Origin of the sequence: Hymenobacter sp. BT18 (genome assembly GCF_012273015.1) — a bacterium.
In the GTDB taxonomy this organism is placed as follows: domain Bacteria; phylum Bacteroidota; class Bacteroidia; order Cytophagales; family Hymenobacteraceae; genus Hymenobacter; species Hymenobacter lutimineralis.
Genome location: NZ_CP050954.1, coordinates 3611111 through 3637385 on the forward strand (window position 1 = coordinate 3611111; position 26275 = coordinate 3637385).

The window sequence follows — 26275 nt, forward strand, 5'->3', positions numbered from 1 at the left end:
TTGCTTGCTTTACTGCGCCCGGCTGGCTTTTGTTGCAGCGCCGTTCTGTACTTTTCGGCATCCAAGTCCCAATAGTTCGTACTTTTGCCCGCCAATTATGTGTGGAATCTCCGGAGTATTCGCTTTCACGGAGGCAGGTCGCAGCTCGCTGGCCTCCCTTCGTGCTTCTACCGACGCCATCGTCAGCCGTGGCCCCGATTCGCAGGGGCATTTCGCGTTTGAAGGCTGTGGGCTGGGCTTTCGTCGCCTGGCCATTCTTGACCTGACCGCCGACGGCAACCAGCCCATGACCGACGAATCGGGGCGCTATACCATTGTTTTCAACGGCGAAATCTTCAACTTCAAGGAGCTGCGCCAGAAGCTGGTGCAGCGCGGGCACCGCTTCCATTCCCAGACGGATACGGAAGTCGTCCTGAACCTTTACATTGCCGAAGGCCGCAATTTTCTGAAGAAGCTCAACGGCTTTTTCGACTTTGCTATCTACGACAAAGAAGAAGACTCTTTGTTTCTGGCCCGCGACCGGATGGGGGAGAAGCCCCTGCTGATTTACCGCGACGAAGACAAGCTGCTGTTTGCTTCGGAAATGAAGTCGCTGCTGGCTTTGGGCATCCCGCGCAAGCTCGACTACGTGTCGCTTAACCACTACCTGCAGCTCAACTACATTCCCGGCCCGGCTACCATCTTCAAAGGAGTGAAGAAGCTCTTGCCCGGGCACTATATGTATGTGAAGGGGAAGAAGGTGGTGCGCAAGCGCTGGTACAAAATTCCCTACGACCCCAAAAAGGCCGAACGTAACAAGCTGAGTTACGAGCAGCAGCAGGCCAAGCTCGTTGATTTGCTCGACGACGCCACGGCCCGCCGCCTCGTGGCCGACGTGCCCCTGGGCGCTTTCCTGAGTGGAGGCATCGACTCCTCGGTGATTGTGGCCCTGGCTTCGCGGCATACGCAGCACCTGAACACCTTCAGCATTGGCTACCGCGACGAGCCGTTCTTCGACGAAACGAAGTACGCCAAGCTGGTAGCTGACCGGTACAAAACCAACCACACGGTTTTCTCGCTTACCAACCAGGACCTGTACGACCACATCTTTGATGTACTCAACTACATCGATGAGCCGTTTGCCGATTCCTCGGCGCTGGCCGTGTACATCCTGAGCAAGCGCACCCGGGAGAAAGTAACCGTAGCCCTTTCCGGCGATGGGGCCGACGAGCTGTTTGCCGGCTACAACAAGCACATGGGTGAGTTCCAGGTGCGGCAGGGCGGCTTCAAGGCCGAGGCCGTAACGGGCCTGAACCTGCTGTGGGACGTGCTGCCCAAATCGCGCAATTCCTTTTTCGGCAATAAAATCCGCCAGTTTCAGCGCTTCTCGCGCGGCATGCTCAGCGGGCCCAAAGACCGGTACTGGGACTGGGCGTCGTTTGCTTCAGCCAAGGACGCGCGTAGCTTACTGAGCGCCGCTTCCCGCCGCAAAATCGGGAAGAAGCTGGCCGAGAAGCGCCGGCGGGACTTGCTCGAAGGCCTGCACGCCGATGGCGACCTGAACGAGGTGCTGCTGACGGACACCACCATGGTGCTGCCCTACGACATGCTGGCCAAGGTAGACCTGATGAGCATGGCCAACTCCCTGGAGGTGCGCCCGCCCTTCCTCGACCCCAACGTCGTGCGCTTTGCTTTTTCCTTGCCCGTGTCAAGCAAGATTGACGCGAACATGAAAAAGAAAATCGTGCAGGATGCTTTCCGGCCCATGCTGCCGGAAGAGCTGTACAAGCGCCCCAAGCACGGTTTTGAAGTGCCCCTGCTCAAGTGGTTCCGCGGCGAGCTGCGTCCGCTAATCGAAGACGACCTGCTGTCTGATGCCTTCGTAGAAGCGCAGGGCGTATTCGATGTGGAGGCCATTCGCGCCCTTAAAACCCAGCTTTTCTCCCGTAGCCCCGGCGACGTGCATGCCCGCATCTGGGCGCTCATCGTGTTCCAGTGGTGGTGGAAAAAGTGGATGATGTAGGCATCTAACCAAGTAATAAAATCATAAGCACAGCTTTTTTGACCTTTCTCAAGCCAGTATGAAAATAGCAGTAGTAGGTACCGGGTATGTAGGGTTGGTTACCGGAACGTGCTTTGCCGAAGTAGGCATCGACGTTACCTGTATCGATATCGACCAGAAGAAAATCGACAACCTGCACAAAGGTATTTTGCCGATTTATGAGCCTGGCCTAGAAGAAATGGTAACCCGCAACACCGAGGCGGGCCGCCTGCACTTCTCCACGAAACTCGGCGAGGCTATCAAAGATTGTGATGTGGCCTTCATTGCAGTGGGCACGCCTCCCGGCGAGGATGGCTCCGCTGACCTGAAGTACGTGCTGGCCGTAGCCCGGGAAATCGGGGAGAACATGAACAGCTACGGCGTGATTGTGACCAAGAGTACCGTTCCCGTAGGCACGGCTGCCAAAGTGCGCAACGAAATCGAAAAAGCCCTCGAGAAGCGGGGCGTTCAGATTGACTTCGACGTAGCTTCCAACCCAGAGTTCCTGAAAGAAGGTGCCGCTATCGACGACTTCCTGAAGCCGGACCGCATTGTGGTGGGTATTTCCTCGGAGCGGGCCGAAGACGTGATGCGCAAGCTCTACAAGCCCTTCCTGCTCAACGGGCACCCCATCATCTTCATGGACATCCCCTCGGCGGAGATGACGAAATACGCGGCCAACTCCATGCTGGCCACCAAAATTTCGTTCATGAACGACATTGCCAACCTCTGCGAAATCATGGGCGCCGACGTAAACATGGTGCGCAAAGGCATTGGCTCCGACGCCCGCATCGGCACCAAGTTTATCTACCCCGGCATTGGCTACGGCGGCTCCTGCTTCCCGAAAGACGTGAAAGCCCTCATCAAAACGGCCTCCGAAAATGGCTACGAGATGCAGGTGCTGAAAGCCGTGGAAAGCGTAAACGACAACCAAAAAGAAGTGCTCTTCAACAAAGTGAAGAAGCATTTCGGCGGCGACCTGAAAGGCAAGAAGCTGGCCCTGTGGGGTCTATCCTTCAAGCCCAAGACCGATGACATGCGCGAGGCTCCTTCGCTGGTCATCATTGAGAAGCTACTGGCCGAGGGCTGCACCGTATCGGCCTACGACCCGGTGGCCATGCCCGAAGCCAAGCACACCCTGCACGACACCATCACCTACGCCAAAGACCAGTACGACGCCGTTATCGACGCCGACGCGCTGCTCGTAGTAACAGAATGGCCCGAATTCCGCGCGCCTAACTTCGACGTAGTAGCCCGCCTAATGAAAGGCAAGGTGGTATTCGACGGCCGCAACATCTACGATGCGGCGGAAATGGAGCAGGCTGGTTTTGCTTACCACTGCATCGGTATTCGTACGCATCACCAGGAACCGGCTTAGTTGTCCGCTACTGGCCAGCTAATCGGCCAGCGGCGCTTTTCACTTCACCACTAACAGCGAACAGCTTATGGCTAATAGCTCTGACAAGAAACGTATTCTGATTACCGGCGGCGCCGGCTTCCTGGGCTCGCACCTGTGCGACCGGTTCCTGGCCGAAGGGTACCACGTTATTGCCATGGACAACCTGGTAACGGGGAACCTGGCCAACATCGAGCACCTTTTCGGCAAGGAGGACTTTGAGTTTCATCACCACGATGTGTCGAAGTTCGTGTTCGTGCCCGGCAAGCTGGACTACATCCTGCATTTTGCCTCGCCGGCTTCACCCATCGACTACCTCAAGATTCCGATTCAGACGCTGAAGGTAGGCTCCCTGGGTACGCACAACCTGCTGGGCCTGGCCCGTGTGAAGGGTGCCCGCGTGCTGATTGCCAGCACCTCGGAAGTATACGGCGACCCGGAAGTGCATCCCCAAGTGGAGGAGTACTACGGCAACGTAAACCCCGTAGGCCCCCGCGGCTGCTACGATGAGGCCAAGCGCTTCCAGGAAGCCATTACCATGGCTTACCACAACCACCACGGGCTGGAGACGCGCATCATCCGCATCTTCAACACCTACGGCCCGCGCATGCGCCTCGACGACGGCCGCGTATTGCCAGCATTCCTGAGCCAAGCACTGCGGGGTGAGGCCCTCACCGTATTCGGGGATGGTTCGCAAACCCGCTCCTTCTGCTACGTGGATGACCTCGTGGAAGGCATTTACCGCCTGCTATTGAGTGATTATCACTTGCCCGTGAATATTGGCAACCCGGCTGAAATCACGATCAAGGAGTTTGGTGAGGAAATAGCCCGCCTGACGGGCGTGGAGTTCAAGCCCGACTTCCGGCCGCTCCCCGAGAACGACCCCATGAAGCGCCGGCCCGACATTACCAAAGCCAAGGAAATCCTGGGCTGGGAACCGAAGGTAGACCGCGCCGAGGGCCTGAGACGTACGCTGGAATACTTCAAAGAGCACGTACACTAAGTGAAAAGCCCCGGTGCCAGTCCGCACCGGGGCTTTCCGTGCCAAGGCATTTTTATGGTGGCATGCATGCCGCCTGCCTGCGCGCGGCCAAGACTAGGGCAAATGGGCTGTACTGAGTGCTCTTGGTTACCTCCCGTGCAACACTCGTCAGTTTATACTTTCTGAGCCGGCTTCCTGCGGCTGTTGATTCGACCTCCTTACCCATGAAAGAAAAAGTGCTAACCCAAGCCCGCGGTATTCTGGCCGGGCTGCGGAGCAAAGGGTCCTTCACGCAGAATCTGGCCGTGGCGTTTTCCAGCAATGCGCTGGCCTTCGTCATTACCTTTCTATTCACGCCCATCTTTTCCCGGATTTACACCCCGGAAGCGTATGGCCGGTTTTCGCTGTTCAACTCCATTGCGGTTAATCTCATAGTCTTTGCGTCGTTGAACTACACGAATGCCTTCGTGCTGCCCCGCACCAAAGAGTCGTTCATGAACCTGGCTCGGCTGGCTCTGGGCTTGTGCGTGGGTATTTCGGTGCTGACGATGGGCGTGTTTTTGCTTTTCGGGCACCAGATCCTGGCCTTCTTTAACGCCAGCGACTTGGCGGGCTACATGTACCTGATTCCGGTGGCCGTATTCCTGGGTGGGCTGAGCAACATCTGGAACAACTGGAACCTGCGCGAAAAGGAGTTCCGGCGCAACGGCGGGGTGCAGATTGCCACTTCGTTGTCTTCGCGCCTGGTGGGCTTAGGCTACGGCCTGCTGATCGGGGGAAATACGCCCGGCCTTATCCTCGGGGATTTGGTGCTGAAAACCACCAGCGCCGTGCTGGCTGTGGGGCAATCTATCCGCAGCCAACTGGGCGAGCTGCTTCGGCACTGGAACGTGGGCGAGCTGCGCCAGATTGCGCACGAGTACCGCGGCTACCCGCTGTATGCCATGCCCGGTACCTGGATTTCCGTGCTCACGTCGCAGGCGCCGGTATTCCTGCTTTCCCGGTTTTATGGGGTAGCCGCCGTAGGGCAGTTTTCGTTTGCCAACTCCCTGCTCAATATTCCTATTCAGCTGATTGCCTACTCCATGGGGCCGGTGTTTCTGCAGCGGGCCACGGAGCTTCACCACGAAAATCCGGAGCGGCTGCGCGACCTGGTGAGCAATATGTACACCAAGGTCTTCTATATCGGGGTGGTGCCTTTCGGGATTATCAGCGTATTCGGGGAGTACATCTTCACCATCTTCTTAGGAAAGCAGTGGCAGCTGGCGGGGGTATTCGCCGGCTACATGGGGTATTACTATATCTTCTACATGATTTCCTTTTTTCTGGCCAGCTTGTATACCGTGCTCAACAAGCAGAACTACACCCTGCTTTCGCACATTATCAACCTGGGCCTGATGGTTATTTCCTTTATCCCGGGCGTGCTACTAAACGATAGCAAGCTGTTTGTTATGTGCTTCAGCATCTCCAGCGTGCTGGCTTTCCTGGCGAATATTCTGATGGTTTTCCGCCTGTTCAAGGTGAAAGCCACCAAAGTATTGCTGCGCAGCTGGGGCGTACTGCTGGCCGTGTTCGTGGTATTGACGTTGTTGCGCCTGGCTCTGGAACTGGTTTTTCCCTTGCCGAAGTAAGCAGTTCAGCCAACACCCGGTCCGCCTGTGGAGTTAGGCTAAAAACCCGGATAGTTTCATCTTTGCAGCGCAGTGTCTCGTACACGCTGCGCCCACGGAGGCACGAATGCTTCTGATTTCCTTTACGTCGTATGCAGGATCCTTTCTTCTCAGTCGTTGTACCCTGTTACAACCGGGCCACCATTGTGCCCGACACCATCCGGGCCATTCTGCGGCAGGAATTTCAGGACTTTGAGCTCGTGCTCGTCGACGACGGCAGCCGGGACAACCTAGCCGAGGTAGCCAAATCGTTCAACGACCCCCGCATCCGGTATTTCTACAAGGAAAACGGGGAGCGGGGTGCCGCCCGCAACTATGGCACCAAACAGGCCCGTGGGCAGTACGTCAATTTCTTCGACTCCGACGACGAGATGTACCCCAACCACCTGCGCGTGGTGAAGGAGTACATCGACAAAAATGGGACGGTGGAAGTGCTGCACACTGGCTACGAGGTACTCGACGGCGCGGGCCGGCAGGTGCACGAGGTCATTGACTTCTCCAAGAGCACGAACGACGAGCTGATTCACGACAATTTCCTGGCCTGCAACACAGTGTTCGTGCGGCGGGATATTGCCTTGGCCAACCCTTTCGAGGAAGACCGCAAGCTGGCTTCGGCTGAGGACTGGGAGCTGTGGCTGCGCCTGGCCAGCAAGTACACATTCCACAGCATCAGCGCCAAAACGTTCTGCCTGCGTGAGCACGACGGCCGCAGCCTCAACACCATTGCCCCCGATGCCGTAATTGCCCGCGACGAGCTGTTTGGAAAGCTCATGCAAAAGGACCCCGATTTTCGGCGGCGCTACAAGGGGCAGGTAAACTACTTTGTGGCCAACCGCTACACGTTTATCACCCTGGTGCTGGCTTTGGCTAAAAACCGGCGTGCCGATACCGTTCACTACCTCTGGAAAGCCGTGCAGGCCGACCCTACCGTGCTCTGGCGCCGCCGTTTCCTGGCTTCGGTCAAGCACCTGCTTTAGATAGCTAATGAATTGGCTGACTTGCTGTTGATGGTTAGCCAATTCCCCCGCCGGGTTTTTGCCCTATCTTTGCCGGTCTCCGGCCCAACCCTGCCGGGCAACTTTAGTAGCATCAGGTGGTAGCCTGGTAGCTGTATGTTTCGACTTTCTCGCTTTTGCTCATGATTAACGTTACGCGTACCTATCTGCCCCCACTAGAGGAATACACCAAGTACCTGGAAGGAATCTGGGAACGGGTTTATCTGACGAATGCGGGGCCGCTGGTGGTTGAGCTGGAGCAGCGCCTGCGCGACTATTTGGGCGTTAAGCACTTCTTCTTCGTGAATAATGGCACCATCGCGCTGCAAATCGCGCTGAAGGCCCTGGAGATTGAGGAAGGCGAAGTCCTGACCACGCCTTTTTCCTACGTAGCCACTACGTCCAGCATTGTGTGGGAGGGAAGTGAACCCGTCTTCGTGGATATCCACCCCGAAACGCTGTGCCTGGACCCGGCTAAAATCGAAGCTGCCATTACTCCCCGGACTCGGGCCATTATGGCCACGCACGTGTACGGCAACCCGTGTGATGTAGAAGCCATTGAAGCCATTGCCCAGCGCCACCAGCTCAAGGTCATCTACGACGCAGCCCACGCATTTGGGACGCTGTATAAAGGCACCTCGGTACTTAACTACGGCGACGTATCCACGCTCAGCTTCCACGCCACCAAGCTGTTCCACACGGGCGAGGGCGGCGCCATCGTCACGAATGATGATGACATTGCGCACCGCATTGCCTACATGCGCAACTTCGGCCACAACGGGCCGGAGGCGTTCTGGGGCGTAGGGGTGAACGGCAAAAGCTCGGAGCTGCACGCGGCCATGGGCTTGTGCGTGCTGCCCAAAGTGCCCGAGCTAATTGCCAAGCGAAAGGCCTTGGCTGAGCTGTATGATTCCTTATTGGATGGCACTGTCTGCGTACGCCCGGCGCTGCAGCCGCATACTACCTACAACTATTCCTATCACCCCATTCTGCTGCCCTCGGAGGAAGTGCTGCTGAAGGTGCGTGACGCGCTGAATGCCCAGGAAATTACGCCCCGGCGCTATTTCTACCCATCCCTCAATACCCTCAACTACGTGCGGCCCCAGGCCGCACCCGTTTCCGAGGACGTATCGACCCGGGTGCTCTGCCTGCCGCTGTACTACGATCTGGAGTTTGACCAAGTGCGGCTGATAGCCTCCATTATCAACCAGGCCCTGTAGCCTATGCTGGTTATTGGTGCCAAAGGCCATGCGCTGGAAGTATTGCAGGTATTGGAAGATGCCGGACAGGCCCAGCATCTGTGCTTCTACGACGATGTGACGCCCGACGCTCCGGACCTGCTATTTGGCCAGTACCCGGTGCTGCACTCAACGGCCGAAGCGGCTGAGCACCTGCGCACCGACGCCCGCGTAGTTATTGGCATTGGCGGCCCCCAGCTCCGGCAGCGCGTAGCTGCCCGCTTTCGGGAGCTAGGGGCTGAGCTATATTCCGCCGTGGCTCCGCAAGCCCACATCGGCCGCCATGAAGTACAGCTGGGCGCTGGCTTAAACATCATGAACGGGGTGCTCGTGAGCAATGAAGTAAGCGTCGGGGAAGGCACCCTGCTCAATGCCCGCGCTTCCTTGCACCACAACGTGCAGGTAGGCAGCTACTGCGAAATTTCCCCCGGCGCACAGCTATTGGGGCACGTGCGCGTCGGCAGCTACTCCCAAGTAGGAGCCGGGGCTATTATCCTGCCCCGGGTGCGCATCGGCTACAATGTGCTGGTAGGTGCCGGTGCCGTCGTCACCGCTGATGTCCCCGATAATACCGTTGTAGCCGGCGTGCCTGCCCAGCCACTTCGTCAGCTTGCTCCTTTACCTACAGCCTTACTTATCTGATGTCTGCTTCCCCTTCTGTACCCAGGAACGTAGCCGCTCCCAGCGTGGACGTGGCCATGATTACCTACAACCACGAGGCCTATCTGGCGGAAGCTATTGAAGGAGTGCTTCAGCAGCAGACCACCTTTCCGGTGCGCATGGTGATAGGGGAGGACTGCTCTACCGACCGCACCCGCGAAATTCTCCTGCAGTATCAGCAGCGCTACCCCGACCGGTTTCTGCTCTTGCTGCCCGAGAAGAACATCGGGGTGATGCCCAACCTCAAGCAAGTGCTGGAAGCCTGCACCGCGCCCTACATAGCCTTGCTGGAGGGCGACGACTACTGGACGAACCCGCACAAGCTGCAGCGGCAGGTAGACTTCCTGCAGGCGCACCCCGAGCACAGCATGACCCTGCACGACGCCGAAATATTCTGGCAAGATGGGGCCACGCCGCCGGTTTCCTTTAGCTCCACCAAAACTCAGCTACAGCAGGGCGAGCGGGACTTCACCCATGCCGACGTGGTGAAAAACGGTTGGTTTATGCCTACGGCCTCTCTGGTGTTTCGGCGGGAGCCGGTGGCCAAGCTGCCCGAGTGGTTTACCACCGTCTTCAGCGGCGACTACAGCCTGCATCTGCTGATTTCGCGGGCGGGCAAGGTGCATTACTTCCCCGAGGTAATGTCGCGCTACCGGATGCACTCGGCCGGCCTTAGCCACAACCAAACCATGAACCGGCCCGACCAGATCATCAAGAAGGTGCAGGAAAATGAGGCCTTTCGCCAGCATTTCGACGCCGAGCACCGGGCGCACTTTACGCGCAGCATCAGTGATTTGCAGGTGCAGCACGGCACTGCGCTGCGCCGGCAGGGCCAATACGGAGGTATGACCAAAAGCTGGCTGGCCGCCATTGCCACGGACCCGGTGCGGGTAGCCCGTAACTTTGTGGGTAAGCTTATTCGCGGGCAGTTGTTTTAAGCCTCCTCAGAGCAGGCCAAGCGTAGATCTGAAAAAACATGTCGTCCGTTAAGAAAATCCTTAAGCAGATATTTCCGGTTGTGCTGCTCAAACGCGCACACCTGGAGTATAATAAGCTGCGCATCAAAACGATTGACAAGCTGCTGTTTCCGGAAAAATCCTTCCAGCAGGCTGACTTTCGGATTCGGCGCGACGATTATCCCTTCCGCCTGATTCCGGTGGTACTCGGCCACTTGGACGAGCGGCTGCAGCGGCAGTTTCGCTCCAATGATGACTGGACCCAGGATGAGTACCTGCTCGTCTACAACCAGCCCTGCCTGATTGAGCCCCACTACGGCTGGGCCCTATCCCAGGACAACCAGCTAATCTACCCTTCCCTGGGCTTTAGCCGGGTGCCCTACCTGCCCAAGCCCGATCTGGCGGCGAAAGGCATGTGGAGCCAGCCGCTGGAAGAGTTTGAGGAGCTGGTTTCGCTGCGGGACACTGGGGAGGAAAACTACTACCACTTCTACAACGACGTGCTGGCCAAGCTGTTCTTCCTGGAAGAGCAGGGCCTGCTTACTCCCCAGACGCCGCTGCTGATTGCTGATGCCCTGTGGCGGAAGCCCTTTTTCCAGTACTTCCTAGAGCATCCCTACCTGAAAAACCGGCGGTGGGTAGTGCAGCAGAAGGGGCAGTATATCCGGAGCCGCAAAACGTACTTCTGCAAGCCGCTCACGCACACGCCCCAGTATTACGCCCGCATCCTCGACATGGTGCGCCCCGCCGACCGGGCCACAACCGGGCAGGAGCGCCGCATCTTCATCACCCGCAGCCCCAAGCGCCTGCGCTTTATTGAGAATGGGGCCGAAGCCGAGCAGGTTTGCCGGGAACTGGGCTTTGAAGTGGTAGACTTCGACGAAATGACCCTGGCCGAGCAGATCCAGACCATGGCCAACTCGCGGTATGTGGTAGGCATTCACGGGGCGGGGCTGTATAACATGATTTTCCGCGGTCAGCAGCCCATGGGTTTGCTGGAAATCTATCCACCGGCCAGCTACTACCCCTTCCATTATGTGCTGGTGGCTACCCAAATGGGCTACGCCTATGACGGCCTCATTGGGCAGCCCGGTACCCAGAAATTCTCGGGTGGCTTCTACGTTGATCCAGCCGAGCTGCGCCAGCGCATAACGGCCCTGCTGCAGCGCTAGGCGCGGTCAATCTGCTTTACTTTTTGCTTTGCTTATGCCCTCTGCTTCTTCTCCCCAGAATATACTGCTGCTTATCCCAAACTTTGGTTTCGGGGGAGCCCAACAAGTGTTTCACGACCACAGTGTAGAGCTGGCGAAGCAGTTTCAAGTAACGGAGTGCGTCTTCAACCTCGACCAAGCCGATGCCTACCCCAGCGGCAACCCCGTGGTCAACCTGGATGTGCCGGGGCATGGCTCTACGCTGGATAAGATCAAGCACTTTGTGCAGCGGTGCACGCGGCTGCGTTTCCACAAAAAGCGCCTCAATACGCAGGTATGCATCAGCCACCTCGAAGGGGCCGACTACGTGAACCTGCTCAGCCGCACCGGCGAGCGGACCATCCTTTGCATTCACGGCTCTAAGGTGCACGACGGCGAAATCCAGGGCTGGGTGGGCTGGTTTCGGCAGAAAGTGTTTATGCCGTTCTTCTACCGCCAGCCCGACCACATTGTGACGGTAAGCCGCGACATCCGGCAGGAGCTGATTGACCACTACAAGCTGGACCCGACGCGCATCACCACCATCAATAACTTTTTCCACCCGGAGAAAATTCTCGGCCGCGCCGCTGAGCCCATCGACCCGCAGTACGAGCCCCTGTTCAGCCAGCCCGATGTGCTGATTACCTCAGGCCGCCTAGCCCGGCAGAAAAATCAGGCTCCGTTGCTCGATGTTTTCGCCGAAGTGCTCAAGTCCCGCCCCACCACCAAGCTAGTGCTGCTCGGCGACGGGGAGCTGCGCAATGAGTTGGTAGCTCAGGCGCGCGAACTGGGCTTGCGCTTTTACCAAGCCTGGAACAACGACCCGCTCGACCAGGAGTACAGCCTTTACTTCCTCGGCTACCAGCAAAATCCCTTCCGCTACATCCGGCGGGCGGCCATGTTCGTGTTTCCCTCGGGCTGGGAAGGCTTCCCGATGGCGCTGGGGGAAGCCATGATCTGCGGCTTGCCCGTTGTCTCGACGGACTGCCCCACGGGGCCCCGAGAAATGCTGGCGCCCACCACGCCCTACGGCCAGAAAATCAGCGAAGCGGAGCCGGCCGAGTACGGCGTGCTGATGCCCCTGCTGGGCGCCGACTACCGCAACCATACCCGGGCCGTATGGGTACGCACGCTGCTGGAGCTGCTGGCCAACCCCGCTCAACGGGCCCACTACGCGGCCAAAGCGCAGGAGCGCATGCAGGATTTCACCCGGGACCGGATATTCCAGAAGTGGGAACAGGTAATCCGGGGGCAGTAATGTTGGCCGGTTAGCCTACCTTTGTTGCTTATGCCTACCTCACCGCAACCTCCCGCCAATCCCTACCGCATTCTGATTGTAGACAACTGCGTGGCCTTAACCGGGGCGCTGAAGGCTATTCTCAACTCAGCGCGGGCCCTGCGCACGGAGTCGCCGGCGCTGTTTGAGTTTGAGTTTGTGCTGCCCGTAGGGAGTACGGCCATTGGGCCCATTTCGGCGGAAGGGTACGTGGTACATGAGCTGCCGTTCGTGGAAATCAGCAAGCGTCCCGGGGCTTTGCTGCAGTATGCGCCCATGCTCCTGCTCAACAGCTGGCGGCTGCGGCAGCTGGCCGCCCGGCGCAAGGCGTCGTTGGTGCATCTGAATGACTTCTTCAACCTAGCGGGCATCGGCGCTAAATGGCTGGGCGGCCCCAAGCTGCTCACGCACGTACGCCTGCTGCCCCAGAACTTTCCGGGCCCGCTGCGCAACCTCTGGATAGGCGCCGACACGCGTTTTGCCGACAAGGTGGTGTGCGTGTCCGAAGCGGTGCGCGAGGCATTCCCGCCTGCGCCCAACGTGCTGGTGGTAGCTGACCCTATTCCCGAGCACGAAAACCATCCGCTGCCGCTGCCCGATCGGGCCGAAGGCCGGGCCGGCACCGGGGAAATCCGGATGCTGTACCTCGCCAACTACATCCAAGGGAAAGGCCAGGACCACGCCGTAGCCGCTTTTGAACAAGCCTACGCCCAGAATCCGCGGTTGCGTCTGCAATTCTATGGAGGAGATATGGGCCTGGAAAAAAACCGCGAGTTTCGGCGTACGCTGGAAGCGCGTATCCAGGCGGCGGGCTTGGCGGACGTGGTGCGCTTCGGGAATTTTGTGAAGGATGTGGAGCGGGAGATAAAGTCGGCGGACATCTTGCTGAATTTCTCGGAAACCGAGTCTTTCTCCCTAACCTGCCTCGATGCGCTATTCTACGGAACCGCCCTCGTCGCCTCCGACTGTGGTGGGCCGCGGGAGCTGTTTGAGCACGGCCGCTCGGGCTTGCTCGTGCCCAACCGTGACGTGCCGGCCATGGCAGCGGCCATTGTAGAGTTGGCCGCCGACGCTGGGAAGCGTGCAAGCTTTGCTGCCGCTGGGCGCACGTTTGTGCGGCAGAAATTCAACCCCGACCATACGTACCGGAAACTCCGGGATGTTTACCTAACGCTGCTGTCGTAATGCTACCTACTGCCCCGGCTCCCCACGCAGACGTGTTTGTCTTCGACGTGTGCGACACGCTGTTTTACTCCAACACCACCTTCGACTACCTGGAGTTTGTTCTGCGGGCTCAGAAAAGAGGTGGGGCACAGCGCTGGCTCACGCTGCTCACCAAACGCTGGTCGCCGGCGTTTGTGGGCCTGGCCGTGCTGCAAAAGCTGCGCGGCGGCGACCCGATCAAAACGGTGGCCCTGCGCCTGCTGCGTGGCATTCCCAAAGCGGAGCTCTACCGGCTGGGCCAGCAATTTGTGCAGGAGTACCTAAGCACGCGTAAAATAGCGCACACCCACACGCTACTAGCTGGCGTGGCGGGCGTGGGTACCCGCGTTATTTTGTTGTCGGCCAGCCTGGACCCCATTGTGGCGGCCATTGCGGCCGAGCTAAAAGTGGAGTTTGTATCGTCCCTGCTTGGCTACGATGTGCAGGGGCAGTGTACCGGTGAGCTAGTGCGCGAATTGGGCGGCGACAAGCCCCGGGCCCTGCAGGAGCTGCTGGGACCCAATGCACCCGTGGGGCGCTTGGCTGTGGCTACCGACAATTTCACCGACCACGGACTGGTTTCTTCCGCAGCCTGCCGCTACGTGGTGGTGCACAAGCCCGAGGCCAAGGGCTTCTGGCAAGACTTACAACCTGAATTCATCGAGGCATATTCTGCATGAATCTTCTCCGCTTTCTGCTGCCCTACACCTACTTCTACGGCAGCCGCGTTAAGGGCCTGAAGTACAATCTGTACTACCTGATCATTGACTGGTTTGTGCCGTTTGTGTTTCTCACCTATTGCCTGAATCTCGACTGGCAGCAGGCGCTGCTGAAGTTTGTGCTGGCGTACCTGGCCTTTATCTCCATCTACGAAATAGGCTACCTCGGCAACGATGTGTACAGCGTCCGGACCGAAACCAACCCCCGTCGCCGCGTCAAGGACTTCGACCCTTCCGATGCTACCGTTGGCATTTGGGTATTGGTGCGCGTGGCAGCCTTCGTGGGCATCAGCTGGTACCTGGATGTGCTGACCAACCCCCTGTGGCTGGCGTTCTACGGCGTGCTGGCTGTCTTTTTCTACTTGCACAACGTGCTGAAGGAGAAAGAGCTGAAGGTTATGACCTTCGTCAACCTGGCGTTTGTGCGCTATTTCGCCCCGATTTTCATTTTCCTGACTCCCGAGCAGCTCATGCTGTTTGCGGCGCCCGTCTTCCTGAACTACGTGTTCTACCGCACCCTCATGTACATCGACAGCAAAGGCATGCTCAACATGCCGAGCCGCCGGCTGCCTTCCTATAAGGTAAACTACTACCTGCTGGCCGGTGGCGTAAGCCTGCTGCTGTCGTTGATGGGCCACTCCTGGGTGCCGCTAGCCGTTACGGGGTACTACCTGGCCTTCTGGCTGGCCGTGCGCATGGCCGGTATTGAGCCACCCCAGGCCGAATAGCCGCTGCCGTGCTAAGTGACTAGCTTCGGTAAAAGGCTAGTACCGCATCAATGACAAAGGCCTGTTCCGCCTCACTCAAATCAAAGTACAGGGGCAGCCGCACCAGCTGCGTGGCGTAGCGGTGGGCGTGCGGCAACGGGCGGCCATCGTGCTGCTCCCGGTAAAAAGGACTGTCGTGCAGGGTTTGGTAGTGAAACACCGCCAGAATTCCCTGCTGCCGCAGATGCGCTAACAGGGCTTGCTGCTCGGCAGCTGAACGGCAGATCAGGTAGAAGATGTGGCCGTTGTGCTGCTGCGCGTAATCGGGAATTATCGGCAGCTCAACGCCCAAAGCCTGCAGGGGTGCCAGCGCCTCGGCGTACTGCTGCCACTGGGCCAGGCGCCGCTGCTGCAGCACCTGCCGCTGCTGGAGCTGGGCCCACAGGTAAGCGGCCGTCATTTCCGAAGGCAGAAAGGAGGACCCCACGTCGACCCACTGATAGCGGGCAGTTTCACCGCGGTAGAAGGCCGAGCGGTTAGTGCCTTTTTCCCAGATAATCTCGGCCCGCTGGGCCAGCTCGGGTGCATTAATGGCCAGCATCCCACCTTCCCCCGCAATCAGGTTTTTGGTTTCGTGGAAGGAAAAGGCGGCCAGGCAGCCGAAAGTGCCTAGGCGTTGCTGGTGGTAGTAGCTTTCCACGGCCTGCGCGGCATCCTCCACAATGGCCAACGAATGAGCCTGCGCCAGCGAAGTAAGCGCCGCCATGTCGCAGGCCACGCCCGCGTAATGGACGGGGACGATAGCGCGCGTGCGGGGGGTGATGAGGTGTGCTAAGCGGCTAACGTCTATATTAGGATGGGTAGGGGAGCTGTCGGCGAAAACGATGCTGGCCCCGCGCAGCACGAAAGCATTAGCAGTGGAAGTGAAGGTGAAGGAGGGCACTATCACCTCGTCGCCGGGCTGCAGGTTGAGCAGCAGGGCCGCCATTTCCAGCGCCGCCGTGCCGCTGTGGGTCAATAACGCCCGATGTATTGCGTAGTCCGACTCGAAGAATGCGTGACAGCGCTTGGTAAAAAGTCCGTTCCCAGCCAGCTGGCCCGCCTCAATAGCCTGTCTGATATACTCCAACTCGGGGCCCACCAGGGCCGGCTTGTTGAAGGGAATGCGGAACTCGGTCGGATGCATGGGTTAGGTAGTCTGGGCTACCACGTATAGCGGCCGATTGCGCACGCCTTCGAAGGTTTTGCCGACGTATAAGCCTACCACGCCCAGCCCGAGCAGAATTAGGCCTGAGAAAAAGCTGATGGAAATGAACAGGCTGGCGTAGCCCGGAACGGTAATGTAGCCCAGCAGCCAGCGCACCAGCGTGACCAGCCCCAGCACGAAAGCCCCGCCCGCCAGCAGCAACCCAAAATAGGCCGTCAGCCGCAGGGGCTTATCCGAGTAGGCAAGCATAACATCGGTGGCCAGTCTTACGCGGCGGGCCAGCGTGTAGCTAGTTGATGCGGGGCGGTAGCTACGGGCGTGAGCCACGGGTAGCAGCGCCTGCCGAAAGCCAGCCCAGCGCACCATGGTGGGGAAATACCGGATACTTTCGCGCAGCTGCCCTACTACATCTACCACGCGCCGGTGGTAGATACCAAAATTGGCTACCTGATAATCCTGCCGGGTGCCCGTGAGGTAAGAGAGGGTAGCGTAAAAGGCGCGGGACAAGCTGCGGGTAAGCCAGGAGTCCTGCCTATCCTGCCGGCAGGCAAGCACCACGTCGTAGCCTTCCAGGGCTTTGGCGTAGAGCCGCTCAATCTCCTCGGGCTGGTCTTGTAGGTCACAGTCCATTACTACTATCCATTCGCCCTGGCTCAGGTCGAGGCCAGCCGTGATGGCGTGGTGCTGCCCGAAGTTGCGGCTGAGACGCAGACCCCGCACGCGGGCGTCGCGCGCGGCGTGCTGCTCAATAAGCGGCCAGCTTCCGTCCGAACTGCCGTCATCTACCAGGATGACCTCATAGGAGCCGGGCCAGAACTGCAGCGCCTCTGTTAGTCGGGTAACTAGGGCATCCAGCACTGCTTCGGCCTGGTATACCGGGCTGACCACCGACAGCAAGGAGCCAGGGCCGGGAAAAGCAGGCGTAACGGGCGGTGACGTAGGAAGAAGCACAGACGAATCAGAGGCCAAGGCAGACAGAAACCGCTAAGCGGAGTGAGCAGCAAAAATAGGCTTGGGCCGCCGCACAACGGGTTTTGTCTTGTTTTTACGCAGGCTCGTGGCTTTTTCTGTCATGATATACAGGGCGGCCATGTAAAACGGCATCAACGGAATTTTGTACCGGACGAGCGTGCCAAAGTTGCCACTGTTGGTGCCCACCCCCACGGCCAGTACAATGGCGAAAATAAAGCAGAAAGTAAGAATTGGGGTGGCGGCAATAAGCTTAAAGCTGCGTACCAGTCCTGTACGCCAGAAGAGCGTGAGGGTCATATACAGGAAAACACTGGCTTCCAGCGCAGATAAGAGCATAATGGGGCTCTTCGCTTCCCACAGAAATGGGCGGAACAAGCTAACGGCCACAGCCTGCGGAGCTACCTGCACAATGCTGCTCATGCTGCCGTCAAACGTACCAATGTTGTAGGCGGAGCCTTTTTCTTTCGTTCGGCGAAACAGGTATTCCTGGGTTATTTTGGTACGCTCCCCAATTTTCGAAACGTCGTATTCACTGTCACCCGCCGTTAGGTTGGTGGCTCCGATGTAAGCAGCCCCAGCGCCGAAGGCCAGGAACAATGGTCTGAGCAGAACGCGCAGGGTTTTGTTGCGAATTCGGTTGCTGTTCTCGACGAATATCCAAATAAGCGCCGGCGGCAGAAAAGATAGGAGGATGTATACTTTGAGGCTGTAAACAAGGTAAGCAGCCAGAAAGCCAATAATCACGGAGCGCAGAATATGACGCTTTTGGATGGTGCCGGTATAAAAGGCGTAAAACAGCCACCCCAGCGCCCCAATACAGATGGTGTCCTTCATCAGTCCCGAGCCCCAGAAGAAAACCGAGGGAATAAACAGGCAGGCATACGCCAGGCGTTTATACAGCAGCGGACTGATGTGCATAAACGCCATGTACATAGCCCAGGCTCCCGAAAAGCTGAATACGGCAAACATAAGCGCCATCACAGCATAGGTATTGAAGGCAAACAGGCTGGCGACGCTGGCAATTTTTACGAGGAAGAACTCCGCCTCGGCGCCTTTATACCAATACAGGCGGGCGGCATAGGCCGAAGTTTCCGGGTCATATTCCCCGTGGGAGAATAGCAGCTTCAGACCGGCCGAAAAGGAGTTGGTAAAGGCCTCGTACATGACAGAGGCGTGGTTGTAGTAATTAAAGGTGTCGCCGCCGCCGTAATAAAAACGGTAAATGAGACCCAGTGCCAGGGCCCCGGCAAATTTTACCGTTAGCGCCGGGATAAAGTACTTTTTGGTATAGGCATTAGTATAATGAGGCCGGACTGCAAAAGCAATGGCGTAGAAAATAAGCAGGTACAGCGGGACCAGAAATATGTCGCGGTAATACATAAGAGACGGGTTAGATTATTTCTTATGTTTTTTCAGGTACGCCACGGCTTCGCGGTATTGCTCGGTCTTATGGCTGGCCTTTTCGGCTACTGTCTTGTAGTAGCGAATGGCCGTGGCCGTGTCAGTGGCTTTGCTAGCCATGCGGGCCAGGTTCACATTGGCATAGATGTAGAAGCCGCCTTCGGTGTCGCCGGTGGTTTCGGCAAACACAATGCAGCGCTGGAAGTAATCCTGCGCTTTCTGCATGTCCTTATACTTGGTTTGCATCAGCCAGCCCATGAAGTATGTGGCGTAGCGGCCACTGATGCCTTCGTAGCCGGGCATGCCGCGGTTGAGCTTATCCAGGATTTCCTTGCTTACTCTTTCCAGCTCCATGAACTCGCCCTCGTGGAAGCATAGCAGCGCGTAAAATCGTTGGAAGTAGGCATTATCGGGGTAGGTGCTGGCTAGATAGCGGGCTACGGGCAGGGCCGCCGCTGAGTTGTCCTCCTCATTGGTCAGAATCCGCATCAGGAAGGTTTTGGCCTCCGCCCCGGTGTAGAACCCGTTGTCGGCTACGTTGCGCAGCTGCTGCAGGCCCAACTGGCGGTTTCCCTTGGGGAAGAACAGCAGCACTGGCCGCAGCAGCGGGTACTCCTGCGAAATCCAGACGGCGTAGTAGTTGAACAGCGCCTGCCCGAAGAGAAACTCCGGACTGAGGCCGTTGGCTTCCTTGCTCTTCTCCAGATAATCGAGGGAACGTTTGCTGCTGACGGTGGCCTTGCGCCAGTTTTTGCGCTCGGCATTCAGGCGGGCGTCGAAGCCGTAGGCCGCCGAAAGAAAAAAGCAGGCTTCGTAGTTTTTGTTGTCCTGGTCGTAGAGCTTTTCACCTTTTACGATGGCCGTATCCATGTAAGCAAAGAAGAGCTTGTCGTACTGCTTCGTTTGCACATTGGTGGGCACAATCTTCCACCACGTGCTCAGGCCCAGCAGAAAGTAGGGCATGGGGTGGTTGGGGTAGCGGCGGCGCAGGGAGCGAAACTGCCGCTCGGCCTTGTCGAACTTGAAGTTGTAGAGGTTTTCCACCGCCCCGCCCAGCTCAATCTGGATGTCTTTGTCCAGCAAAAGCCACCCTTTCGTGTCCACGGCGCCGGGAGCTACATCCACATTCTGCAGCTGAATGTTGCGGATGGGGTCGGCTTTGCGCGCCGTGTCGGGCTCCTGGGCCTGAGCCAGGGCTGAGCCGCTGCACAGGAGAAGCACCAGAACAAGACGCGAAAGGAAGGTCATAGAGGAGGGAAAATACGTTGTTCCGGCTAGGAAAAGGCTAGTAGAACGCCCCGAGCCTAAGAAACGAAAGTAGGACAATTATGCTAGATTTGGACGGCTAAGACGATGACATGCAACTACTCCACACGTTGTGCCGGCTGCCGGCACCGGCCGGTAACGAAGCCGCACTGTCCCAATTTTTACAAAGGTACATCACAGCGGAGAAAGCAGCCTGGCGCGTACAACCAACCCTATTGGTGGGAGATGAGTTTCAGGATTGCATTTTACTGGTGTTTGGTACCCCACGCACAGCGGTGTTTGCCCACCTCGACTCCATTGGCTTTACCGTCCGGTACGGGCGGCAGCTGGTGCGCATTGGCGGCCCCGATGCCAAAGCCGGTTACCGCCTGGTAGGGGAGGACGCCCAGGGGGCCATCGACTGCATCCTCACAGTTGACGAGGAAACCAAGGCCCTGGGCTATGATTTCCACCGCGAGATAGAGCGCGGCACGGAGCTTACCTACTTCTGCGACTTTCGGGAAACTGAAACCACGGTGCAAAGCTGCTACCTGGACAACCGGCTGGGCGTGTGGAATGCCCTGAAGCTCTGCGAAACGCTGGAAGACGGAATTGTTGCTTTTTCCTGTTGGGAAGAGCACGGGGGCGGGAGCGTGGCCTACTTGGCGAAGTACATCTACGAGAACTACGGCGTACGTCAGGCCCTGATTTCGGATATAACCTGGGTAACAGAAGGTGTGCAGGCCGGCCAGGGCGTAGTCATTTCGCTACGCGACTCGCTAATCCCGCGCCGGGCCTACGTGAACCGGATTCGGCAGTTGGCCCAGGAGGCTGGTATTGCGCATCAGCTGGAGGTAGAAGGCAGCGGCGGCTCCGATGCCAAAGAGCTGCAGCACGGCGCCCAGCCCTGGGACTGGTGCTTTGTAGGCGCCCCAGAAGGCGAGGTGCATACCCCCAACGAAATCGTGCACAAAGCCGATATAGACAGCATGCAGCAACTCTACCAAGTGCTGATGCAGAAACTATAGGCCCGTAGCTGAAGCCTTATTATCTACTTTTGCACGCTCACTTCACCCTCTCCTACATGACGGCACCTGCTACCACTGCTTCCCGGCGTAGCCTATCGTATCAAGAACTGGATATTCTGCACGCCTTGCGGGGGTTCTGCGCCTTTTACGTTGTGATATTCCACGCCAAGTTCATTTTGTGGTCGGGCGGGCAACAATACCTGCAAGCCTTTCCGCGGTCGGGGTGGGGCATTAAAGAATACGCCGCCTTTGCCGTGGATATGCTGAGCTCGGCCGGGTACGAGATGGTCATTTTCTTTTTCGTGCTGTCAGGCTTCTTTATTCATTACGCCCAGCAGCGCAAATACCGCGGCCCCAAAGACTTCTACCTGAACCGGGTAGTGCGCATCTATCCGCCCTTTGTGGTTTCGTTGGTACTGGCCGCGCTGGCACTTACGGTGCTGGCTACCCAAGTACCCCAGGTACTGCAGCCCGAAGCCGGCCGTGAACTAAACCAGACGCTGACTACCGCCTGGCAGGAACTGCGCCAGTTTAACTTGGTGGGGGCCCTGCGCTCTTTAGCCTTTCTAAAGCTGGGCGAGCAGTACCTGGGGCACAACACAGTGTACTGGTCCTTGCTGCCCGAAGCCCTGTTTTACCTGTTGGTGCCCTTTGTTTTGCGCACCCCGCGCATCTACTACGTGCTGTCGGTTATCAGCTACGGGGTTGGCGTGCTGCTGGAGCGTTTCGGGTACGGTGGGCTGTCCACTTCCATGCTCCAGTACAACCTGTTTTTTGCCATGGGCGTGGCCCTCTACGATGTAGTGGTACAAACGGCCGTGGTAGAGCAAGTGCGCCGCCTGCCCCGCTGGCTGGTCTGGCTAGGGTTGGCCGGCATGTTGCTGGTCTTGATTGGGCTGGCCCTCGTGAAATTCAAGATTGCGGCGGCGCTGGTTTCCGCCGTGCTGGCCGTAGTGGCCGTGCTGGCACTGCTGGCCGGACACGTCTCCGCTAAAAATCTACTGGTTAGAGTGCTGCACCGGCTGGGTGTTTACAGCTTCTCCCTGTACCTCTACCATTTCCCGCTACTGCTGTTGTGCTACGGCATGTTGGTAAGCGCCACGGGTCAACTGTTTTGGTATCAGCGGTATTACCTGCTCATCGTGCCGGTAGTGGCGCTGGTCTGCTACGCGTTGTACTGGCTGACGGAGCGCGTGTCCGTGAATTATTTCCGGAAAGTATAGGGCTGGAAAGAGGGCGTGGCAAAAATCAGGCGGCGGCAGAAACTTGGCGTTTAGGGAATAACCTCTATTTTACAGCCCTTTACGCGTTTTAGCTTCCTGTTCCCACCATAACCCTCTTCACCATCTTTCTATGACCCCATTTCTTTACGTAGTACCTGGGCTGGGTTTGCTGGCTCTACTGTACACGTGGTTTCGTTCTGGCTGGGTTTCCCGTCAGGATGCCGGCGACGAACGAATGCGCACCATTGCCGGCTACATAGCCGACGGAGCCATTGCCTTCCTGCGCGCTGAGTACCGCGTGCTGGCACTATTTGGGCTCATTGCCAGTGCGTTTCTTTTCTACCTCGGAAGCACCGGGGAGAAGTCAAGCCCGGTCATTGTGGTGGCCTTTATCATCGGCGCCGTATTCTCGGCGCTGGCGGGCTATATCGGGATGAAGATTGCCACGAAAGCCAACGTACGCACGGCCCAGGCCGCTCGTACCAGCTTGTCGCAGGCCCTGAAGGTATCCTTCTCCGGCGGCTCCGTGATGGGAATGGGCGTGGCCGGCCTGGCGGTGTTGGGCTTGGGCACGCTGTTCATCATCTTTTATCAGATGTTCGTGCTCAATCACGGGGGCAGTGCCAATGGTATTGAGATGGAGCGGGCCCTGGAAGTGCTAACGGGCTTTTCCCTGGGCGCCGAAAGCATTGCCCTGTTTGCCCGCGTAGGGGGGGGCATCTACACCAAAGCGGCCGATGTGGGCGCTGACCTGGTGGGCAAAGTGGAAGCTGGAATTCCAGAAGACGACCCGCGCAACCCCGCTACCATTGCCGACAACGTAGGCGACAACGTGGGCGATGTAGCCGGCATGGGCGCCGACCTGTTTGGCTCCTACGTGGCGACCATTCTAGCTACCATGGTGCTGGGCCGCGAGGTAGTAGCCACCGGCGACCAATTTGATGGATTGTCTCCCATTCTCCTGCCCATGGCCATTGCCGGCATGGGCATCATTGCTTCTCTCATCGGCATTCTACTGGTGCGCGTGAAAGAAGGTGGTAACGTGCAGGCGGCTCTCAACTTTGGCAACTATGTATCAGTGGTTGTTTCGGCCGTGGCTTCCTATGCTCTCATCAAGTGGATGATTCCCTCCGGCTCTTTGCTGATTCGCGGCATCACCTTCACAGCTATGGATATTTTCTATGCCGTAGCTGTCGGGCTCGTAGTAGGTACACTCATGAGTATTATCACGGAGTACTATACGGCCATGGGCAAGCGGCCCGTGCTGAGCATTGTGCGCCAAAGCAGCACCGGTCACGCCACCACCGTTATCGGCGGCTTGGCCATTGGTATGGAGTCTACCGTGCTGCCCATCATTGTGCTGGCTGCGGGCATTATCCTGAGCTATGAATTCGCTGGCCTCTATGGGGTGGCCATTGCCGCCGCCGGCATGATGGCCACTACCGCCATGCAACTGGCCATCGACGCTTTCGGGCCTATTGCCGACAACGCCGGCGGCATTGCCGAGATGAGCGAGTTGCCCAAGGAAGTGCGCGAGCGGACCGATATTCTGGATGCGGTGGGCAACACTACCGCGGCTACGGGTAAGGGCTTTGCCATTGCCTCGGCGGCCCTTACGTCCCTGGCTTTGTTTGCCGCCTTTATGGGCACGGCCAACATCACGTCCATTGACATCAGCAACGCCCGCGTATTAGGCGGTTTGTTTGTTGGGGCTATGATTCCCTTTATCTTCTCGGCGCTGGCTATTTCGGCGGTAGGCCGGGCGGCCATGGCCATGGTGCAGGAAGTGCGCCGGCAGTTCCGCGAGATTCCGGGTATTATGGAAGGCACTGGCCGCCCCGAGTACGAAAAATGCGTGGCTATTTCCACCCAGGCCGCCATCCGCGAGATGATGCTGCCGGGCGCCATTGCCCTCATCGTCCCCATCATTGTAGGCTTCACCTTTGGGCCCGAAGTACTGGGCGGCACCCTGGCCGGCGTAACGGTATCGGGCGTGCTGATGGCCATGTTCCAGAGCAACGCCGGCGGCGCCTGGGACAATGCCAAAAAGTCGTTTGAGAAAGGGGTGCTGATTGACGGCGTGATGCAGTACAAAGGCTCCGATGCGCACAAAGCCTCCGTAACCGGCGACACCGTGGGTGACCCGTTCAAGGATACTTCGGGCCCCAGCATGAACATCCTCATCAAGCTTATGAGCATTGTGTCGCTGGTAATTGCCCCGCACATTGCGGCTCCGGATGCCCCTCCGGCCCGCGGCGTGGCCATGCCTCAGCCCATCGAAAAAACGGTGGAAAGCCTGCGCCCCAAAGTGCGCTACGCCGATTTGGCCCCCGATGCCGCCCGTTTTATCCTGACGCTGGTGACGGAAGGCCGGTAGAGCTTGATGTGCTGATGTGCTAATGACGCGTGTCATTGCGAGGACGAAGGACATTCCGCGCATCAAGCGGCGTCAATCCGTCCTGAACAACGCACGCAGCCCTGAAAAGGTGAAAAGCCCCTGATGTTCAAACGTCAGGGGCTTTCTGTTGGAAGAAGGATGCTAGCGTTGCCCAGGACGGATGGCTTCGCGCCGCTCGCCAAGACACAAGCTCCCCATCAGCACACTCAACCAAATTTTTCACATTAGCGCAGCGGAGGACATCAGCACATTCATTCACATGAGCACATTAACGAAGCACATTCCCCCAGATAAGCTACCTTTGGCCTCGCTTTCGCCTCGCTACCAATCCCCCGCGCCGAATGACGCCACCCAACATCTCGCTGCACGACAAACAATTTGCTCCCTACTTGTCGGCGGCGCAACTCCAGGCTACCGTCACGGCACTGGCCGCCCGCCTCAACCACGACTATGCCGGCAAGCAGCCGTTGTTTGTAGCCGTGCTGAACGGCTCGTTCATGTTTGCGGCCGATCTGATGAAGCAACTGCACATTCCCTGCGAAATCACCTTCATTCGGGTGGCTTCCTACCAGGGCACCGGCAGCACGGGCAAAGTGCAGGAAGTAATGGGCTTGTACGAAAAGCTCACCGACCGCCACGTGGTGCTGCTGGAAGACATTGTGGATACCGGCCACACCATGCGCATGCTCCTGGATACGCTGGGCGAGCATAAGCCGGCCTCGATGGAAGTGGCCACGCTGTTTCTGAAGCCCGAGTGCTTGCAGCATGAGCTAGAGCTGCGCTACATCGGCCAGGAAATTCCCAATGACTTCATCGTGGGCTACGGCCTCGACTACGATGGACTGGGCCGCAACTACCCCGACGTGTACACGGTAATCTAGGTAGTTGACTTTTGACAATATTCTATTGAACTGCCCACAACGGCTTTTGCCTGCGAAGTAGTATCTTTCCTCTCCGCCCTCATTTACTTTTCCGCGAAACCACTCGCTATATGCTGAATATCGTGCTCTTCGGCCCTCCCGGCGCCGGCAAAGGAACGCAAAGCCAAAAACTGATTGCCCGCTACAACCTGGTGCACCTTTCCACCGGCGACCTGCTGCGTGCCCAGATTGCGCAGGGTACGGAGCTGGGCCTGCGGGCCAAAAAGCTCATGGACGAAGGACTGCTCGTGCCCGACGAAGTGGTTATCGGCATGATTAACTCGGCCCTGAACGACAACAAGCAGGCCGCCGGCTTTATTTTCGACGGCTTCCCACGCACGGTGCCCCAGGCCGCAAGCCTCGATGCTCTGCTTTCCCAGCACGACACCAAAGTATCGTGCATGGTGGCCCTGGAAGTAGCCGAGGAAGAGCTGGTAACGCGCCTGCTGGAGCGCGGCAAAACCTCCGGCCGCCCCGACGACCAGAATGAGGAAAAGATCCGCAAGCGCGTGACGGTATACAACACCGAAACCGCCCAGGTAGCAGGCTACTATGCCCAGCAGCAGAAATTTCACGCCCTCAACGGCATCGGCGCCATCGACGACATCTTCGGACAGATCTGCGGCATCATCGACCGGCAGCAGCCCGCCCCTTCTGAAAGCAGCCGTCAGGCAACCGACGAAGTAAAAGCGTAACTTTGCGACTCTAGTTCGCATAAAACTGTCATCCTGAGCGAAGCGAAGGACCTTACCACGACTGAACGAGGCGTTTCGGCGTCCAACGTTCATTTGGTGTGAGGTCCTTCGCTTCGCTCAGGATGACAGCTGTTTTTCAGACAACTCATGTTAGTGGCTGAATTTAAGGAGCTC

At 58.0% G+C, this 26275-nt stretch carries 22 protein-coding genes; 18 read left to right on the forward strand and 4 right to left on the reverse strand.

Features of this window, described 5'->3' with window-relative positions; genetic code table 11:
- Positions 1-97 precede the first annotated feature (97 nt).
- The 13 genes from asnB (at position 98) to HER32_RS15585 (ending at position 15033) form a co-directional block, all read left to right on the forward strand.
- On the forward strand, positions 98-2002 hold the full coding sequence (gene asnB, locus HER32_RS15525) for an asparagine synthase (glutamine-hydrolyzing) (protein WP_149070108.1): 1905 nt from the start codon (positions 98-100) through the stop codon (positions 2000-2002).
- A gap of 58 nt (positions 2003-2060) precedes the next feature.
- Positions 2061-3398, forward strand: coding sequence for a UDP-glucose dehydrogenase family protein (locus HER32_RS15530; RefSeq protein WP_149070107.1), 1338 nt, complete (start codon positions 2061-2063; stop codon positions 3396-3398).
- Between the two features lie 67 nt (positions 3399-3465).
- Complete coding sequence (locus HER32_RS15535; protein ID WP_168682519.1) at positions 3466-4419, forward strand: UDP-glucuronic acid decarboxylase family protein; 954 nt, start codon at positions 3466-3468, stop codon at positions 4417-4419.
- A gap of 203 nt (positions 4420-4622) precedes the next feature.
- Positions 4623-6029, forward strand: a complete 1407-nt coding sequence (locus HER32_RS15540) for a lipopolysaccharide biosynthesis protein (protein WP_168682520.1) — start codon at positions 4623-4625, stop codon at positions 6027-6029.
- A 131-nt stretch (positions 6030-6160) separates the two neighbouring features.
- Complete coding sequence (locus HER32_RS15545; RefSeq protein WP_168682521.1) at positions 6161-7045, forward strand: glycosyltransferase family 2 protein; 885 nt, start codon at positions 6161-6163, stop codon at positions 7043-7045.
- 161 nt (positions 7046-7206) lie between these two features.
- Positions 7207-8283, forward strand: coding sequence for a DegT/DnrJ/EryC1/StrS family aminotransferase (locus HER32_RS15550; RefSeq protein ID WP_168682522.1), 1077 nt, complete (start codon positions 7207-7209; stop codon positions 8281-8283).
- 3 nt (positions 8284-8286) lie between these two features.
- Positions 8287-8943, forward strand: a complete 657-nt coding sequence (locus HER32_RS15555) for an acetyltransferase (protein WP_168682523.1) — start codon at positions 8287-8289, stop codon at positions 8941-8943.
- The gene (locus tag HER32_RS15560) at positions 8943-9899 is read left to right on the forward strand and encodes a glycosyltransferase (RefSeq protein WP_168682524.1); all 957 of its coding nucleotides are present in this window, start codon (positions 8943-8945) and stop codon (positions 9897-9899) included. The genes HER32_RS15555 and HER32_RS15560 overlap by 1 nt, the downstream gene beginning before the upstream one ends.
- A 38-nt stretch (positions 9900-9937) precedes the next feature.
- Positions 9938-11089, forward strand: a complete 1152-nt coding sequence (locus HER32_RS15565) for a glycosyltransferase family 61 protein (RefSeq protein ID WP_168682525.1) — start codon at positions 9938-9940, stop codon at positions 11087-11089.
- A gap of 34 nt (positions 11090-11123) precedes the next feature.
- Positions 11124-12365, forward strand: coding sequence for a glycosyltransferase (locus HER32_RS15570; protein ID WP_168682526.1), 1242 nt, complete (start codon positions 11124-11126; stop codon positions 12363-12365).
- Between the two features lie 30 nt (positions 12366-12395).
- Positions 12396-13568 carry a glycosyltransferase family 4 protein gene (locus HER32_RS15575; RefSeq protein WP_168682527.1) on the forward strand — a complete coding sequence of 391 codons (1173 nt, stop codon included), beginning with the start codon at positions 12396-12398 and terminating at the stop codon, positions 13566-13568.
- On the forward strand, positions 13568-14266 hold the full coding sequence (locus tag HER32_RS15580; RefSeq protein ID WP_168682528.1) for an HAD family hydrolase: 699 nt from the start codon (positions 13568-13570) through the stop codon (positions 14264-14266). Before HER32_RS15575 ends, HER32_RS15580 begins: the two co-directional genes overlap by 1 nt.
- Positions 14263-15033 (forward strand): hypothetical protein, encoded by a 771-nt coding sequence (locus HER32_RS15585; RefSeq protein ID WP_168682529.1) that lies wholly within the window; start codon positions 14263-14265, stop codon positions 15031-15033. The genes HER32_RS15580 and HER32_RS15585 overlap by 4 nt, the downstream gene beginning before the upstream one ends.
- Positions 15034-15052: 19 nt before the next feature.
- Here the strand turns inward: HER32_RS15585 and rffA are convergent, their stop codons facing one another.
- The 4 genes from rffA to HER32_RS15605 are packed head-to-tail and all read right to left on the reverse strand — an operon-like array spanning position 15053 to position 19840.
- Positions 15053-16198, reverse strand: coding sequence for a dTDP-4-amino-4,6-dideoxygalactose transaminase (gene rffA / locus HER32_RS15590; RefSeq protein WP_168682530.1), 1146 nt, complete (start codon positions 16196-16198; stop codon positions 15053-15055).
- A gap of 3 nt (positions 16199-16201) precedes the next feature.
- Positions 16202-17170, reverse strand: coding sequence for a glycosyltransferase family 2 protein (locus tag HER32_RS15595; RefSeq protein ID WP_232066276.1), 969 nt, complete (start codon positions 17168-17170; stop codon positions 16202-16204).
- A 33-nt stretch (positions 17171-17203) separates the two neighbouring features.
- Positions 17204-18571, reverse strand: coding sequence for a hypothetical protein (locus tag HER32_RS15600; RefSeq protein WP_168682531.1), 1368 nt, complete (start codon positions 18569-18571; stop codon positions 17204-17206).
- Between the two features lie 15 nt (positions 18572-18586).
- Positions 18587-19840 carry a tol-pal system protein YbgF gene (locus HER32_RS15605; protein WP_168682532.1) on the reverse strand — a complete coding sequence of 418 codons (1254 nt, stop codon included), beginning with the start codon at positions 19838-19840 and terminating at the stop codon, positions 18587-18589.
- A 110-nt stretch (positions 19841-19950) separates the two neighbouring features.
- Here HER32_RS15605 and HER32_RS15610 point away from each other — a divergent pair, with 110 nt between their 5' ends.
- From HER32_RS15610 to HER32_RS15630, 5 genes are all read left to right on the forward strand, one after another.
- Positions 19951-20865 (forward strand): M20/M25/M40 family metallo-hydrolase, encoded by a 915-nt coding sequence (locus tag HER32_RS15610; protein WP_168682533.1) that lies wholly within the window; start codon positions 19951-19953, stop codon positions 20863-20865.
- Between the two features lie 29 nt (positions 20866-20894).
- The gene (locus tag HER32_RS15615; protein WP_168682534.1) at positions 20895-22088 is read left to right on the forward strand and encodes an acyltransferase family protein; all 1194 of its coding nucleotides are present in this window, start codon (positions 20895-20897) and stop codon (positions 22086-22088) included.
- A gap of 130 nt (positions 22089-22218) precedes the next feature.
- Positions 22219-24465 (forward strand): sodium-translocating pyrophosphatase, encoded by a 2247-nt coding sequence (locus HER32_RS15620; protein ID WP_232066277.1) that lies wholly within the window; start codon positions 22219-22221, stop codon positions 24463-24465.
- A 362-nt stretch (positions 24466-24827) separates the two neighbouring features.
- Positions 24828-25367, forward strand: a complete 540-nt coding sequence (gene hpt / locus HER32_RS15625) for a hypoxanthine phosphoribosyltransferase (RefSeq protein ID WP_168682535.1) — start codon at positions 24828-24830, stop codon at positions 25365-25367.
- Between the two features lie 110 nt (positions 25368-25477).
- Positions 25478-26101 (forward strand): adenylate kinase, encoded by a 624-nt coding sequence (locus HER32_RS15630; protein ID WP_168682536.1) that lies wholly within the window; start codon positions 25478-25480, stop codon positions 26099-26101.
- Positions 26102-26275: the final 174 nt, after the last annotated feature.